This window comes from Curtobacterium sp. NPDC087082 (assembly GCF_044745045.1).
GTDB lineage: Bacteria > Actinomycetota > Actinomycetes > Actinomycetales > Microbacteriaceae > Curtobacterium.
The window spans coordinates 1,065,220-1,079,819 of record NZ_JBIUZN010000001.1 but is presented as its reverse complement, the minus strand read 5'-3'; the positions used below and the strand labels follow the sequence as shown (position 1 = coordinate 1,079,819).

13 protein-coding genes are annotated in these 14,600 nt (G+C 72.8%); 2 read left to right on the top strand and 11 right to left on the bottom strand.

What is annotated here, in order from left to right:
* Positions 1-285: 285 nt before the first annotated feature.
* The 4 genes from ACIPEP_RS05150 to ACIPEP_RS05135 form a co-directional block, all read right to left on the bottom strand.
* Positions 286-1,335 (bottom strand): hypothetical protein, encoded by a 1,050-nt coding sequence (locus ACIPEP_RS05150; protein ID WP_070418455.1) that lies wholly within the window; start codon positions 1,333-1,335, stop codon positions 286-288.
* Positions 1,332-2,636 (bottom strand): sensor histidine kinase, encoded by a 1,305-nt coding sequence (locus ACIPEP_RS05145; protein ID WP_402716665.1) that lies wholly within the window; start codon positions 2,634-2,636, stop codon positions 1,332-1,334. Before ACIPEP_RS05145 ends, ACIPEP_RS05150 begins: the two co-directional genes overlap by 4 nt.
* Positions 2,637-2,641: 5 nt before the next feature.
* Positions 2,642-3,406, bottom strand: coding sequence for a response regulator (locus ACIPEP_RS05140; RefSeq protein ID WP_374115184.1), 765 nt, complete (start codon positions 3,404-3,406; stop codon positions 2,642-2,644).
* 172 nt (positions 3,407-3,578) lie between these two features.
* Positions 3,579-4,838 (bottom strand): class I SAM-dependent RNA methyltransferase, encoded by a 1,260-nt coding sequence (locus ACIPEP_RS05135; RefSeq protein ID WP_402716664.1) that lies wholly within the window; start codon positions 4,836-4,838, stop codon positions 3,579-3,581.
* Positions 4,839-4,852: 14 nt separating this feature from the next.
* Between ACIPEP_RS05135 and ACIPEP_RS05130 the strand changes: the two genes are divergently transcribed.
* Positions 4,853-5,662 carry a Maf family protein gene (locus ACIPEP_RS05130; protein ID WP_402716663.1) on the top strand — a complete coding sequence of 270 codons (810 nt, stop codon included), beginning with the start codon at positions 4,853-4,855 and terminating at the stop codon, positions 5,660-5,662.
* Positions 5,663-5,741: 79 nt separating this feature from the next.
* A complete protein-coding gene (locus ACIPEP_RS05125; protein ID WP_092386469.1) occupies positions 5,742-7,520 on the top strand; it encodes a biotin carboxylase N-terminal domain-containing protein in 1,779 nt (592 codons plus the stop codon).
* A gap of 122 nt (positions 7,521-7,642) precedes the next feature.
* Here ACIPEP_RS05125 and ACIPEP_RS05120 read toward each other — a convergent pair whose 3' ends face one another.
* The 7 genes from ACIPEP_RS05120 to ACIPEP_RS05090 form a co-directional block, all read right to left on the bottom strand.
* The gene (locus ACIPEP_RS05120; protein ID WP_402716662.1) at positions 7,643-8,578 is read right to left on the bottom strand and encodes a hypothetical protein; all 936 of its coding nucleotides are present in this window, start codon (positions 8,576-8,578) and stop codon (positions 7,643-7,645) included.
* A 227-nt stretch (positions 8,579-8,805) separates the two neighbouring features.
* Positions 8,806-10,470 (bottom strand): phospho-sugar mutase, encoded by a 1,665-nt coding sequence (locus ACIPEP_RS05115; RefSeq protein WP_402716661.1) that lies wholly within the window; start codon positions 10,468-10,470, stop codon positions 8,806-8,808.
* Positions 10,467-11,306, bottom strand: coding sequence for a purine-nucleoside phosphorylase (locus ACIPEP_RS05110; RefSeq protein WP_402716660.1), 840 nt, complete (start codon positions 11,304-11,306; stop codon positions 10,467-10,469). The genes ACIPEP_RS05115 and ACIPEP_RS05110 overlap by 4 nt, the downstream gene beginning before the upstream one ends.
* 30 nt (positions 11,307-11,336) lie before the next feature.
* Positions 11,337-11,615, bottom strand: coding sequence for a PTS sugar transporter subunit IIB (locus ACIPEP_RS05105; protein WP_070418447.1), 279 nt, complete (start codon positions 11,613-11,615; stop codon positions 11,337-11,339).
* A complete protein-coding gene (locus ACIPEP_RS05100; RefSeq protein WP_070418446.1) occupies positions 11,612-12,058 on the bottom strand; it encodes a PTS sugar transporter subunit IIA in 447 nt (148 codons plus the stop codon). Before ACIPEP_RS05100 ends, ACIPEP_RS05105 begins: the two co-directional genes overlap by 4 nt.
* Before the next feature lie 3 nt (positions 12,059-12,061).
* Positions 12,062-13,174 (bottom strand): adenosine deaminase, encoded by a 1,113-nt coding sequence (locus tag ACIPEP_RS05095; RefSeq protein WP_229086413.1) that lies wholly within the window; start codon positions 13,172-13,174, stop codon positions 12,062-12,064.
* A gap of 132 nt (positions 13,175-13,306) precedes the next feature.
* The gene (locus tag ACIPEP_RS05090; protein WP_092386459.1) at positions 13,307-14,596 is read right to left on the bottom strand and encodes a thymidine phosphorylase; all 1,290 of its coding nucleotides are present in this window, start codon (positions 14,594-14,596) and stop codon (positions 13,307-13,309) included.
* Positions 14,597-14,600 lie beyond the last annotated feature (4 nt).

The following is a 14,600-nucleotide window of genomic DNA, read 5'->3' as shown; positions in this document are numbered from 1 at the left end:
GCCGAGGGCGGCGGAAATGGCCGATTTTGTCCCCCATAATGACGACTGACAGAGCGTTCGGCTGCGGGCATAGTAGTTCGTGTTCGGTGTCCTTCAACGAAGAACATCGCAGGTCGGTGGCCGACTAGGGTACGAAGCCACCTACCAGCTACGAGTCAGGGCGATATTCGGGTTGTCGCTCAGACTCGGGTCGTGAACGGGCCGGTCGGTATCCGACCGGCCCGTTCCCCGTTTCCGGGCGCTGTCGTCCGCGCGGGCGCCGACGACGTTCGGTGTCGGGCCGCCTCAGACGGTCTCGTGCCGCGGGATCTCGAGCCACACGACGACCGACTCGTCCTCGTCGCCGTCCTCGTCGTCCATCCCGGCCCCGAGCGCCGCCGACTCGCTCGCCGCGAGGTCGAGCCGCAGCCCCACGACGGTCACGGCGGACTCGGACCCCTCGGGGACGGTCCGGATGATCACGTTGTCGGCCTCCCGCGCCTGGCGCAGGGCCTCGGCGATGCGGGCGTGCACCCGGCGCAGGTCGTCGATCTCGAGGTCGTCGAGACCGCCGTCGTCGTGCAGCTGCACCGTGGCGCCACGACGACGGAGGCGCATGACCTCGTCGCGGACGTCCTCCGACAGCAGCGACCGGCCCCGGATCTCGTCGCGGATGGCCTGTTCGAGGTGCAGGCACTCGGCACGCTCGGCGTCGTCCAGGTCACCGCCGGTCTCGATGATCCGCTGCAGCATCGGCAGCGCCATGCGCGTCGTCTGGCTGAGCCGGAACTGCCGCTCGAAGACGTGGGCGTCCTGCGCCGCCTGCCAGTCGGCGGTCTCCTGCTCGGCGCGGACGAAGTCGCGGGTGACACGGGTGGCCCGACTCATCGCGGCCGTGAGGCCGGTGGCGATCACCACCCACACCACACTGCCGAGCACGCCGAGCGACCCGAGCGCCCCGAGTCCGGCCCACGCGACGGCGTGCACGGTGAGGAACCCGACACCGACCCAGGCGAACGCGACCCGCGCGCGCACCACGAGGACGACCATCAGGGTGCCGACCGCGGCGATCCACCACGTGCCGTTCCCCGGGCCGGCGGTCAGGTCGACCGTGGGCGAGGCGACGACGGGCAGCACCACGGCCGTCGCGAGCGCGAAGCACGTCGCCCAGACCGGGAGCGGCCGACCGGGCACGAACACCGCCACACCGGTCGCCGCAGCGTAGAGGACCATGCACGCGACGACCGGCCCGATCTGGGCGGCGCCGGGGAGCGTCGTCGCCGCGAGGACGAGGTGGTAGACGGAGAAGAGCGTCGCGAGCCCGATCGCGACCCCGGCCGGGAGTGAGGCCTTCACCGGTGCTCCCCCGCCGCCGGCGCCCAGTCGAGGAGCACACGGGTGCCCGCTCCCGGCGCGGTGACGATCTCGGCGGTGCCCCCGGCAGCGACCACCCGCTCCACGATCGAACGACGGACGCCGAGTCGCTCGGCGGGGATCCCCGCGATGTCGAAGCCCGCACCGTCGTCCCCGACCTCGACGTGGACGCCGGCGCCGCGCTGCTCGACGACGATCCACCGGTCGACCTCGGCCGGACCGGCGTGCTGCACGCTGTTCACCGCTGCCTGCACGGCCGCCGAGGCGACGGCGTCCGCGACGATCGCGGGCACCCGGATCGACCCGACGTGCCCGCGGTCGACGCGCACCGGCGCCGCGAGCGCACCGACGGCGTCGGAGATGCGGGTCCGCAGGTCGACGAGGGAGACCGGGGGTGCGTCCCCTGGGCCGTCCGCCGCCGCGGCCTCGAGGTGGTCGATGGCGTTCCGGGCCATACGCGCGGCGAGCATCTCGGCGTCGCGGGTGTCGGCCCGGGCGGCGGAGAGGAGCGTCGTGAGCACGCTGTCGTGGACGATCGCGTCGACCTGGACCCGCTCGACCTCGGTGGCGTGCTCGCGGATCGCGTGCGAGTACCGCCGGACGGCCGTGGCCTGGGCTGCGTCGACGGCTGCCGCTGCACGGCGGAGCACGATCACGATGATGAGGGCGGCCCCGCTGAGGATCGCCGTGTAGAAGCCGTTGAGCAACGCCCCGACACCCGCGTCGCCGCCCAGCGGGGTGAACCGGATGGCCACGTACACGGCCGGCACGAGCGCGGTGTAGACGGACGCCCGCCACGGGGCGAAGCCCATCGCGGCCGCGGTCGACCCCACGGTGCAGAGCCACCAGGGCCACGGTGCCTGGTCGGACGGGATCGGCTCCTGCACGGTCAACGGCCAGGTGACGAGGGCGACGAGGAACACCAGGGCGCACACGATCTGCGCGATCTGCGCCAGGCGCCTCGCGAAGACGGACGCCCCGACGAAGAGGAACGACGCGGCGAGCGCCAACGCGACGACGGGACCCCACACCGGGTCGAGGTACGGCAGCTGCGACAGCACCGCGGGCACGGTCGTCGCGCCGAAGCCGAGTGCGGCCACGGCGAGGAGGATCGCGAACGCACGCTCGACCGACGCCTGGGTGATGGACGCGCGGACGCTCCGCGCGGGATCGGCCCCGAACGGCGCGGGTTCGATCCGCCCGGCCGCGGTCCGGGCGGCCACGGCCCCGGCCCCGGCCCCGGCCCCGGCCCCGGCCCCGGGCGCAGCGTCAGCCGCCGTCATGCTGCTCAGCGGCCGTCGCCGTCGGGGTCGATGCCCGAGTCGAGCCCCGGCAGGATGCCGTCCTCGACCGCACGGCGGAGGAGGTCGACCTTCGTCGGTGCCGGCCGACCGACCTCGACGTACTTCACACGGATGCGGTCGAGGTACTCGCGGGCGGTGGAGTACCCGATGCCGAGCTGCTGCGCGGCGAGCTTGAGCGGCAGGCCCGAGGCGTAGAGGTGCAGGATCTCGCGTTCGCGGCGGCCGAGCTGCGCCTTCGCGAAGTCCCGGTCGGCGTCGATCGCGCTGGCCCACTCGAGGTTGTTGAGCACGTCCCCGCGGGCGACGGTGGCGACGGCGGCCATCACGGTCTTGGTCGCCGAGGACTTCGGGATGACGCCGGCCGCCCCTGCGGCCAGTGCCTCGCGGACGTTCGCGACGCGGTCGGCGATCGAGTGCACGAGCACGGCGGAACCGGTGCCCTGCACACCCTTCACGTTCGCGGTCACGGTCGAGCCGTCGCCGAGGGACAGGTCGAGGACGACGACGTCGACCTCACGCCCACCGAGGTTCTCGATGTACTCGGGCACGCTCGCGGCGGTCAGCACCACCTCGAACCCCTCGTTCTGGCAGGCTGCCTGGATCCCGAGCCGCACGGACTCGTGGTCGTCGACGATCGCGACACGGACGGGCTTGGTCGCCAGTCCGGTCGTTCCGGTTGTGGTCGTGTCTGTTGCCACGGTGGCCTCTCTGGTCGATGCGCTCCCCGGCCCCTGAAACCGGTTCGCCATCAACGACCAAGGATACCCAGGTCGGACTCAGGCAGCGGCGCGACGCGGTCGTGACACGGCCGGTCGTCGTGCGCTCGGACACGCGTCGCGCAAATCGGCCAGGTCGGCGCGGCGCCCGCGCGACCGCCGGCGAGCGCGCGGCCGCCGCCCTGGAGGCGACCCGCGATCGACGTCAGGCGACGGGCACCAGGCGCGCCACGGCCTCGAGGTGGTGGGTGTGCGGGAAGAGGTCGAAGGCGCGCAGTGCCTCCAGGCGGTACCCGAGGTCCACGAACGTCGCGACGTCGCGCGCCAACGCGACCGGGTCACAGGCGACGTAGATGACCTGCGCCGGCTGGAGGGCCGCGATCTGCACGACGACCTCGCGCCCGGCACCCGAGCGCGGCGGGTCGAGCACGATCGTCCCGGCGCGGTGCCGCTGCCGCTCGCCGGCGGACAGGGTCGAGACGGTGCGCTGCAGCCAGCGGTCGACGCGGCCGGTCTCGGCGCGGGCGCCGATCCACTCGGAGAGGTTCTCCTGCGCGTGCTCGGTGGCGCGCTCCGAGCTCTCGACGCTGATGAGCTTGGCGCGCGGCCCGACGAGGTCGCCGAGCGCGGCGCCGAGCAGGCCGACACCGCCGTAGAGGTCGAGGTGCTGCCCCTCCGGGTCGAGCCGGTCGCGGTCGACGAGGTCCTGCACGGCCGCGGTCAGCACGGCCGGAGCCGCACGGTGGACCTGCCAGAAGCCGTTGTCGTCGACCGAGAACGAACGCTCCCCCACGACCTCGGTCACGACGGTCGGCTTCTGCTCGTCGATCACGAGTCGCGCGCCCTCGGAGCCGCTCGGCGCGAGGACGTCGACGACGGACGCGCCGGGCATCGCGCCGCGGCCGAGCGGTGCGCTCTCCTGCACGACCCGGCTCGCGAGCGGGAGGGACGCGACGGGCACGACGGTGTGCGACCGGGCCGCGAAGGGGCCGGCGGTGCCGTCCTCGTCGACGTGCAGGCGGACGCGGGTGCGCCAGCCGGTGCCGTTCGACTCGTCGTCGCCGGGGGCTGCCTCGACCACGACGTCGTGGCCGAGCACGGCAGCGAGGTCCGTGCGGGCGAAGCGCGCGAAGGAGTCGACGAGGACGTCGTGCTTCAGCGTGCGCTGGTGGCCGAGGGCGATGTGCCCGAACTCGGCACCGCCGGCGCGGACGGCCGGGTCGCGGTCGAGGGCGGCCTCGGGCCAGACGTGGTCGACGCGGTGGTCGCTCGGCGTCTCGACCGACACGGTGTCGGCACGCCAGAACGACTTCTTCCGGTCCTCGGTCACGCGGGCGGTCACCCGTTCGCCGGGGATCGCGTCCGACACGAAGACCACCCGCCCCTCGTGCCGTGCCACCGAGATGCCGCCGTGGGCGATCCCGGTGACGTCGAGGTCGAGCAGCGTTCCGACGGATTCACCCATGGTTCGATGTTCCCATGCGTCTGTACCTCGCGAGTACCTCCCCCGCCCGCCGCGCCCTCCTCGCCCAGACCGGGATCGAGCCGGTGCTCGTCGCGCCGGGGGTCGACGAGGACGCCGCGGTCGCCGCGGCCGCCACGTCGCTCGGCCGCGACCTGACCGGACCGGAGCTGGTGGCGATGCTCGCGGTCGCCAAGGCCTCGGCCGTCGCGGACGCCCCCGTCGACGGCTCCCCGGTCGACGGCTTCGTGTTCGGCGGGGACTCCGCGTTCGAGGTCGACGGCGTGCTGTACGGCAAGCCCCACGACCCGGAGGTCGCGCGGGAGCGGTGGCGGCAGATGCTCGCCGCCGGCGGCGGCACGCTCTGGAGCGGGCACTGCGTCGTGGACCGGCGCCGCGCCGCGGACGCACCCGACGCCCTGGACGCACCCGATCCGGGGCCTGGAGGCGCGGGTCGGGCCGGCACCGTGCCTGCCGTCCGTACCGTGGACGCGTCGGGCGGCGGGCCGCTCGGCGCTGCTGCCTTCGTCGCGGGCGTCGCGCCCGGCGGGTCGGCGATGGTCGCCGACGGCGACCAGGTGGTGGCGGTCGACAGCGCCGTGCTCACCTTCGCCGACGACATGTCGCCCGCGGAGATCGACGCGTACGTCGCCACCGGCGAACCGCTCGAGGTCGCCGGGGCGTTCACCATCGACGGTCGGGCCGCTGCGTACATCACCCGGATCGACGGCGCACCGTCCGCCGTGGTCGGGCTCTCGCTCCCGGTGCTGCGCGCGATGCTGCTGCGGGGGTTCGGCATCGCGTGGCACGACCTCTGGGCACTGTAGACATCCACACTTCTTCGCGCCGGTTCTTTGTGGGTGCCAGTCAATTCGCGCCCCTGCCGCACGAATACGCTGACTTACCATGCCCCGTATCAGCAAGGTCCTCATCGCGAACCGCGGCGAGATCGCCGTCCGCATCATCCGCGCGGCCCGCGACGCAGGCAAGGCATCGGTCGCGGTCTACGCCGACCAGGACCGTGACGCCCTCCACGCACGCCTCGCCGACGAGGCCTACGCGCTGAACGGCACCACGAGCGCCGACACCTACCTCGTCATCGACAAGATCATCTCGGTCGCCCGACGCTCCGGCGCCGACGCCGTGCACCCGGGTTACGGGTTCCTCGCCGAGAACGCCGACTTCGCCCGCGCCGTCATCGACGCCGGGCTGACCTGGATCGGCCCCTCGCCGGAGTCGATCGAGCGCCTGGGCGACAAGGTCTCCGCGCGGCACGTGGCCGAGAAGGTCGGCGCGCCGCTCGCACCGGGCACGATCGAGCCCGTGCAGGACGTCTCCGAGGTCTTCGACTTCGTCGACCAGGTCGGGCTGCCCGTCGCGATCAAGGCGGCGTTCGGCGGTGGCGGCCGTGGTCTCAAGGTCGTCCGCTCGCGCGACCAGGTGGAAGAGCTCTTCGAGTCGGCGACGCGCGAGGCCATCGCGGCGTTCGGCCGCGGCGAGTGCTTCGTCGAGAAGTACCTCGACAAGCCGCGCCACGTCGAGACGCAGTGCCTCGCCGACGAGCACGGCAACGTCGTCATCGTCTCGACGCGCGACTGCTCGCTGCAGCGTCGGCACCAGAAGCTCGTCGAGGAAGCGCCCGCGCCGTACCTGACGGCTTCGCAGGAGGATCGGCTGTACGAGTCGTCGAAGGCGATCCTGCGCGAGGTCGGCTACGTCGGTGCCGGCACGTGCGAGTTCCTCATCGGCGCCGACGGCACCGTCTCGTTCCTCGAGGTGAACACCCGCCTGCAGGTCGAACACTGCGTCTCCGAAGAGGTCACCGGCATCGACCTCGTCCGCGAGCAGTTCCGCATCGCCGAGGGCGGCGTGCTCGACTACTCCGACCCGGTCGCGCGGGGGCACTCGTTCGAGTTCCGCATCAACGGCGAGGACCCGGGTCGCAACTTCTTCCCGGCGCCGGGCCCCGTGCACGCGTTCCATGCGCCGTCCGGCCCCGGTGTCCGCGTCGACTCGGGCGTCGTCTCCGGCGACGTCGTCTCCGGCTCGTTCGACTCGATGCTCGCGAAGCTCATCGTCACCGGCGCCACGCGCGCCGAGGCGCTCGAGCGGTCGCGTCGTGCCCTCGCCGAGTTCGAGGTCACCGGCCTGCCGACCGTGCTGCCGTTCCACCGTGCGGTCGTGTCGGACCCGGCGTTCGCGACGCCCGACGAGACCCCGTTCAGCATCTACACGCAGTGGATCGAGACCGACTTCGTCAACGAGATCCCGGCGTGGAGCGGCTCCCCCGAGGAGCTCCCCGCACCGGCAGCCCGCGAGAGCGTGGTCGTCGAGGTGCAGGGCAAGCGCATCGAGGTCACCATGCCGTCGATCGTCGCCGGTGGCGCCGCCGGTGCTGCCGGTCGTCGTCCGGCCGGGCCGTCCGCTCCGCCGAAGCGCCGGTCGTCCGGGGTCCGTGGCGGCCTGGCGTCGTCCGGCTCCGTGACGTCCCCGATGCAGGCCACCGTGGTGAAGCTCGCGGTCGCCGAGGGTGACACCGTGGTGAAGGGCGACCTGCTCGTCGTGCTCGAGGCCATGAAGATGGAGCAGCCCGTCGCTGCCCCGCGTGACGGTGTCGTCACGGGGCTGAACGCCCCCGTCGGCCAGACGATCTCGTCCGGCCACGTGCTGCTCGAGCTCGCGTAGGCGGCTGCGCCGCGCGCGCCGCGCGCCGCGCGCCGCGCCGCCGCTTCGAACCACGAATCCGACATCGAACCACCGCGCCTGGTCGGTTCGATGTCGGATTCGTGGTTCCACGCGGGGGCCGCTCACCACGCGGGCGTCGTTCGGACGCCCCGCCGGACCGGGAGACCTGCCGCCGCCAGCATCGCCGGGAACGCGCCGCCGGGCACGACGTCACGCCAGATCGGCCGGATGACGCGGCGTACGTCGTCCAGCGCTCGCAGCCGATCTTCCCGCACCTTCTCCGCGATGACGACTTCTTCGACGGAGCGACCGTTGCGCATCCCGACGTCCCGGTACTTCACGAGACCGTCGAACTCGACGATCACGCCCTGGTCCGGGAACCAGAAGTCGACCCTGCCGATGACACCGCGGTCGTCGCGGAACTCGTGCTGTTGGACCGGCGCCGGACACCCGACATCGCGCATCACGAGCAGAGCGACGCTCTCCCCCGCCGACTCCGAGGCGCCCGCCGCCAACTCCAGCACCGAACGTGCCCGTCGCCCTGCGCGAACCGGGCCGCGTGCCGCCAACTCGTCCTCGATCGCGTCGTGCTGCACGCCACGTCGGAGCGCCGCGTCCGCCACCGCAAGTGCTCGGCCACGGTCGTACCGCAGCGCGATGTCCACGACCGTGTCGACCAAGGTCGTGACGGGCAGCCCTCCGACGACGACCGGCACCACGTGTCGTTCGGCCGCAGCGGCCTTGTCCGCGAACCTCGTGCGCTGCGCGGTCCGACGCACTGGATCGAGCACGGTCACGCGTTCCGGCACCGGCTGGATCCACGGCAGTCCGTGCGCGATCGCGGCGGAGGCATGCGACACGACGGCACGAGGTGTGACGGCGTGCACCGCCGCCGCACGAGCGAGGTGCTGCTCCCAGGCGGTCGCGCGCTCCCAGTCCTCGCGGTGGACGAAGGCGCCGTGGCCGACGCGGATCAACTGCCCGTCGCGCAACGCTCGCTGCTGCGCGCGGGCCGCGGCCGGGTCGGGGTGCACGGGGACGACGACGGGGACCACCATGGTCCGAGCCTGTCCGGGCTCGGGTCGTGCCCGGTGCCCGACGCTCGATCTGTGGAGAAGTCACGTGCTCACAACTCGCACGCGCGCAAACCTCGAACCACGTTTCCGACGTCGAACCAGCGGCACGAGCTGGTTCGATGTCGGAAACGTGGTTCGACACGCGGCGGGCGGCGGGCCAGCGCCGCAAGCGCGACGCGCGGCGAGCCGGCGCGCCGGCGCGGCCGCGCCTACGACACCAGGGGGCGGATGTCGGCGGCGAGGGCGTCGACGAGCGACTGCGCCTCGGCGGGGGTCGCCGCGACGGTGTCGATGTAGACCTTCACCTTCGGCTCGGTCCCGCTCGGGCGGACGATCACGCGGGCGTCACCCGTCAGGTCGTAGCGGAGGATGTCCGACGGCGGGAAGCCCTCGACACCTCCGGCGTAGTCCGTCACCGACAGCACCGACAGCCCGCCGAGCGTCGTCGGCGGCGTCGACCGCAGGGACGCCATGATCGAACCGATGCGGGAGAGGTCGTCGACCCGGGTCGCCACCTGCCCTGACGCGAACGCCCCGAACTCGGCCGCGAAGGCGTCGAGCTGCCCGGCGATCGACGACCCCTGGGCGGCCAGGTCCGCGGCGAGGGACAGCAGGGACAGCGCCGCCGAGATGCCGTCCTTGTCGCGGACGACCTCCGGGTCGACCAGGTAGCCGAGCGCTTCCTCGTACCCGAACAGCAGCCCGGGGACGCGGGAGACCCACTTGAAGCCGGTGAGGGTGTCGCGGTACTCCAGCCCGTGCCGCGCCGCGACCCGTGCGAGCGCCGGCGAGGACACGATCGACGCCGCGAGCGTTCCCTGCACACCGTCGTCGGACGCCCGGGCGGCAGCGCGCCACCCGAGGAGCCAGCCGACCTCGTTGCCCGAGAGCCTGCGGAAGGAACCGTCGCCGTCCGGGATCGCCAGCGCCAGCCGATCGGCGTCCGGATCGTTCGCGATGACGAGGTCCGCACCGACAGCGACCCCGCGGGCGATCGACAGGTCCATCGCCCCCGGTTCCTCGGGGTTCGGGAACGACACCGTCGGGAACGCCCCGTCCGGCTCGATCTGCTCGGGCACGGTCACCGGCACGGCGAACCCGGCCGCCTCGAACACCGCGCGGGCGGTCTCCCACCCGACGCCGTGCATGGCCGTGTAGACGACCTTCGGCTGCGCGTCCGGAGCGAGCCCGGGCGCTGCCACCGTCGCCGCGGTGGCGGACACGTAGGCGCCGAGCAGCTCGGACGTGGCGACGGTGTAGTCGGTGGCACGGGGCAGGTCCGCGATCGAGCCCGCGGCGACGGCGTCGATCGCGGCGGCGATGTCGGCGTCGACGGGCGGGACGATCTGCGACCCCTCGTCGTCCTCGCCGAGGTAGACCTTGTAGCCGTTGTCCCGCGGCGGGTTGTGGCTCGCGGTCACCATCACCCCGGCACCGACGTCGAGGTGCCGCACGGCGAAGGCCAGCACGGGCGTGGGGAGCGCCGACGGCAGCAGGGTGACCTCGAGCCCGAGGCCGCGCATGACCTCGGCGGAGTCGCGGGCGAAGACGTCCGAGTTCACCCGGCCGTCGTACCCGATGACGACGCTGCGTCGACGCCCGGTGTCGATGAGGAAGCGCGCGAGTCCCGCGGCGGCCTGGGTCACGACGACCCGGTTCATCCGGAGCGGTCCGTACCCGAGTTCGGCGCGGAGGCCTGCAGTGCCGAACGCCAGGCGCCCGGCGAACCGCGCGGCGAGGTCCTGCACGGCGGGACCGTCGCCGGTCGCCGCCGCGTCGATCGCCGCATCGAGCGAGGAACGGGTCTCGGGGTCCGGGTCCTGCGCGCTCCAGGCACGAGCAGCAGCGAGCACGCCGTCGACGTCGAGCTTCACGACGCGGAGCCCAGCGCGGTCACCACGCGGGCGAGCAGGTCGGCGATCACCGGCTCGGCCTCGCGCCCGGCCTCGAGCACCTCGGCGTGCGACAGCGGCGTCTTCTGGATGCCGGCGGCGAGGTTCGTGATGAGCGAGAAGCCGAGGACCTCCATGCCGGCCTGCCGCGCCGCGATGGCCTCGAGCGCGGTGGACATGCCGACGATGTGCCCGCCGATGGTCTTCGCCATCTGGACCTCGGCCGGCGTCTCGTAGTGCGGACCGCGGAACTGGGTGTAGACGCCCTCGTCGAGCGAGGGGTCCACGCCGCGAGCGACCGACCGGAGCCGCGCCGAGTACAGGTCGGTGAGGTCGACGAACGTGGCGCCCTCGAGCGGGCTGTTCGCGGTGAGGTTGATGTGGTCGCTGATGAGGACGGGCGTGCCGGGCGTCCAGTGCTCCTTGATGCCCCCGGCACCGTTCGTCAGGACCATGATCGAGGCGCCGGTCGCCGCCGCGGTCCGGACGCTGTGCACGACCCGACGGACCCCGTGGCCCTCGTAGTAGTGCGTGCGCGCCCCGATGACCAGCGCGTGCCGGCCGTCGGCGAGACGGATCGAGCGGACCGTACCGGAGTGTCCGGGGACGGCCGAGGCGCTGAAGCCGGGGACCTCGGACGCGGGGATCTCGGACACGGTCTCGCCGATGAGGTCCGCGGCCTTCCCCCACCCGGACCCGAGGGTCAGGGCGATGTCGTGGCGCTCGATGCCGGACTTCGAGGCGATGACCTCGGCGGCGTCACGCGCGACCTCGAACGGGTCGGCGGCGGGGTCGTTCAGCGGGTTCTCCGTGCTCATGCCCCAACTCTAGAGGCCACGGAACCGGCGTCAGTGTTCGCCGAGCGCCCGGTCCACCGCGGCCGTGATCTCGGCCTGGTCGAAGTGGTTCCGGATCACGATGACCTCGGCGTAGGTGGACCCGATCGCCTCGACGAACTCCTGGCTGGTGAGGATCACGTTCGCGTCGTCGGACACCTTCTGCACGGACGCGACGTCGGCCGCCACGACGGACGCGGTCAGCCCGAGCGCCGCGAGGGCCTTCTCGGCGTTCACCTTGAGGATCGCGCTGGAACCGATGCCCGCGCCGCAGATGGTGACGATCTTCATGCCGTGACCCCCATGATCGCGCGGACCTCGTCCGCGGTGGCGGCATCGGCGATCCGACCGGTCACCGAGGCGTCGTTGAACAGGTTCGCGATCTCCCCGATCGACTCGAGGTGGGTGCCGACCCCGGCGACCGCGAGCCCGAGCACCACACGCACGGGGTCGTTGTGCGGGTGCCCGAACGACACCGGCGCGTCGAGCGTCACGACGGACAGCCCGTCACGCAGCACCGCGGGCCCCGGCCGGGCGTGCGCGAACGCCAGCCCGGGCGAGATGACGATGTACGGCCCGTGTTCCTCGACCAGGCCGATCATGGCGTCGGTGTACGGCTCGGTGGCCGCTCCCGACGACACGAGGGCACCGCCGGCCAGCCGGAGCGCGTCGCGCCACGAGGACGCGGTCGCCCCGAGCACGACGGCGGAGTCCGGCAGCGGCGGCAGTGGCATGCGTCAGGCCTCCTGGTGACCGGCCGTGATGGTAGCGATGATCTCTTCGCGGTCCTCGAGCGGCAGGAACGAGCCGAGCGCCGCGTTGATCTGGAACGCCGCGAGGTCGTCGAGGTCGTAGCCGAACGTGCCCGCCAGCAGTGCGAGCTCCTTCGAGAGCGAGGTGTCGCTCATCAGGCGGTTGTCGGTGTTCACCGTGACCCGGAAGCCGAGCTGGTAGAGCACGTCGAAGGGGTGGTCGGCGAGGTCGTCGCCCCACGCCGCGACGGCCCCGGTCTGCAGGTTCGACGACGGCGAGACCTCGAGCGGGATCTCACGGTCGCGCACCCACGAGGCGACCTCGCCGAGGGAGGCCAGCGTCGAGCCGTCACCGGCGTCGGACAGGACGACGTCCTCGAAGATGCGGACGCCGTGGCCGAGGCGCAGTGCCCGCCCGTCGACGAGCGCGGAGCGGATCGAGGCGAGCCCGTCGGCCTCGCCCGCGTGCACCGTCACGGGGAAGAGCTCGGAGGCGAGGTAGTCGAACGCAGCACGGTGGTTCGAGGGCGGGAACCCGGCCTCGGCACCGGCGATGTCGAACCCGACGACTCCGTTGTCACGGTGCCGGACGGCGAGCTCGGCGATCTCGAGGGCGCGGTCTGCGTGGCGCATCGCGGTGACGAGCTGCCCGACGCGGATGCTGCCGCCGGCGGCGTCGACCGCTTCCTCGATGCCGGCCTGCACGGCCTCGACCGCCTGGTCGAGCGTGAGCCCGCCCTGCAGGTGCTGCTCGGGCGCCCAGCGGACCTCGCCGTAGACGACACCGTCGGCGACCAGGTCCTCGACGAACTCCTTCGCGATGCGGTGCAGCTGCGGCGCCGTCTGCATCACCGAGATCGTGACGTCGAAGGTCTTCAGGTACTCGACGAGCGAGCCGGAGTTCGACTGGTCGGCGAACCACTGCCCGAGCTCGGCCGGGTCGGTCGTCGGCAGTGTGACGCCCGCGGCACCGGCGAGCTCGACGATCGTCGCCGGGCGCAGGCCACCGTCGAGGTGGTCGTGCAGCGAGACCTTCGGCAGGTCGTTGATGACCGCTCCGGCGTCGGGCAGGCGGTAGGTCGTGGCGTCGGAGCTCATGCCCCCAGGCTATCGGTGGTCACCGACCCCGCGCAGGCACCTGTGCACAACAGACGACGGGACCCACTGGAGGCTCTCCACAGCCGGGCAGGCAGCCGCAGCCCGGCCGGTGGCCGGTCCCACGGCCCGGGTTCAGCCCGCGATGCGCTCGCGCACGATCGGCCCACGCCGAGGCGCCTCGGTGCCGATCGACCACGCACCCTCGAGCGACTCGAGCGCCCGCGGGATCCGCGACGCGTCGTCGGTGTGCAGCGTCCAGAGCGGCTGCCCCGCGGCGACGGTGTCACCGGGCTTGACGTGCAGCTCGATGCCCGCCCCGGCCTGCACCGGGTCCTGCGCGCGGGCCCGGCCGGCACCCAGGCGCCAGGCCGAGACGCCGAACGGCAGCGCGTCCTGCTGCGCGAGCACGCCCGACGACGGCGCGGTGACGACGTGCTGCTCGCGGGCGACCGGCAACGCGGCTGCGGGGTCCCCGCCCTGCGCCTGAATCATCCGCCGCCAGGTGTCCATCGCTCGGCCGTCGGCCAGTGCGGCCGCCGGGTCGGCGTCCGGCAACCCGGCCAGCGTGAGCATCTCGGTCGCCAGCGCCACGGTCAGCGCGACGACGTCGGCGGGACCCCCGCCCGCCAACACGTCGACCGACTCCCGCACCTCGAGGGCGTTGCCGATCGTCAGCCCGAGCGGGACCTCCATGTCGGTCAGCAGCGCCGAGGTCTTCACCCCGGCGTCGTTCCCGAGGTCGACCATCGTCTGCGCGAGCTCGCGCGACGCCTCGTACGAGGGCATGAACGCCCCCGACCCGAACTTCACGTCGAGCACGAGCGCACCCGTGCCCTCGGCGATCTTCTTCGACATGATGCTCGACGCGATGAGCGGGATGCTCTCGACGGTGCCGGTGATGTCCCGCAGGGCGTACAGCTTCTTGTCGGCCGGAGCCAGGCCGGTACCGGCGGCGCAGATGACCGCGCCCACGTCGGTCAGCACCTCGAGGAGACGGTCGTTCGACAGCGCCGCCTGCCACCCGGGGATCGACTCGAGCTTGTCGAGCGTCCCGCCGGTGTGCCCGAGCCCGCGGCCCGACAGCTGGGGTACCGCGACCCCGAACGACGCCACGAGGGGCGCCAACGGCAGCGTGATCTTGTCGCCGACACCACCGGTCGAGTGCTTGTCGACCGTCGTCTTGCCGAGCGACGAGAACGACATCCGCTCCCCCGACGCGATCATCGCGAGCGTGAGGTCCTTGATCTCGCGCCGCTCCATCCCGTTCAGGAAGATCGCCATCGCCATCGCCGCCATCTGCGGGTCCTCGACGTAGCCGCGCGTGTAGGCGTCGACGAGCCAGTCGACCTCGGCGGTGCTCAGGGCGCCCCCGGAGCGCTTGGTGCGGATGAGGTCGACGGTGTCGAACGGCTCGACGGCCATGTGG

What these genes read in the sequence shown, in the direction of transcription:
- ACIPEP_RS05145 (WP_402716665.1), bottom strand. Translation starts at nt 2,636, where the DNA reads ATGACGGCGGCTGACGCTGCGCCCGGGGCCGGGGCCGGGGCCGGGGCC.
- ACIPEP_RS05140 (WP_374115184.1), bottom strand. Translation starts at nt 3,406, where the DNA reads ATGGCGAACCGGTTTCAGGGGCCGGGGAGCGCATCGACCAGAGAGGCC.
- ACIPEP_RS05135 (WP_402716664.1), bottom strand. Translation starts at nt 4,838, where the DNA reads ATGGGTGAATCCGTCGGAACGCTGCTCGACCTCGACGTCACCGGGATC.
- ACIPEP_RS05130 (WP_402716663.1), top strand. Translation starts at nt 4,853, where the DNA reads ATGCGTCTGTACCTCGCGAGTACCTCCCCCGCCCGCCGCGCCCTCCTC.
- ACIPEP_RS05125 (WP_092386469.1), top strand. Translation starts at nt 5,742, where the DNA reads ATGCCCCGTATCAGCAAGGTCCTCATCGCGAACCGCGGCGAGATCGCC.
- ACIPEP_RS05120 (WP_402716662.1), bottom strand. Translation starts at nt 8,578, where the DNA reads ATGGTGGTCCCCGTCGTCGTCCCCGTGCACCCCGACCCGGCCGCGGCC.
- ACIPEP_RS05110 (WP_402716660.1), bottom strand. Translation starts at nt 11,306, where the DNA reads ATGAGCACGGAGAACCCGCTGAACGACCCCGCCGCCGACCCGTTCGAG.
- ACIPEP_RS05105 (WP_070418447.1), bottom strand. Translation starts at nt 11,615, where the DNA reads ATGAAGATCGTCACCATCTGCGGCGCGGGCATCGGTTCCAGCGCGATC.
- ACIPEP_RS05100 (WP_070418446.1), bottom strand. Translation starts at nt 12,058, where the DNA reads ATGCCACTGCCGCCGCTGCCGGACTCCGCCGTCGTGCTCGGGGCGACC.
- ACIPEP_RS05095 (WP_229086413.1), bottom strand. Translation starts at nt 13,174, where the DNA reads ATGAGCTCCGACGCCACGACCTACCGCCTGCCCGACGCCGGAGCGGTC.
- ACIPEP_RS05090 (WP_092386459.1), bottom strand. Translation starts at nt 14,596, where the DNA reads ATGGCCGTCGAGCCGTTCGACACCGTCGACCTCATCCGCACCAAGCGC.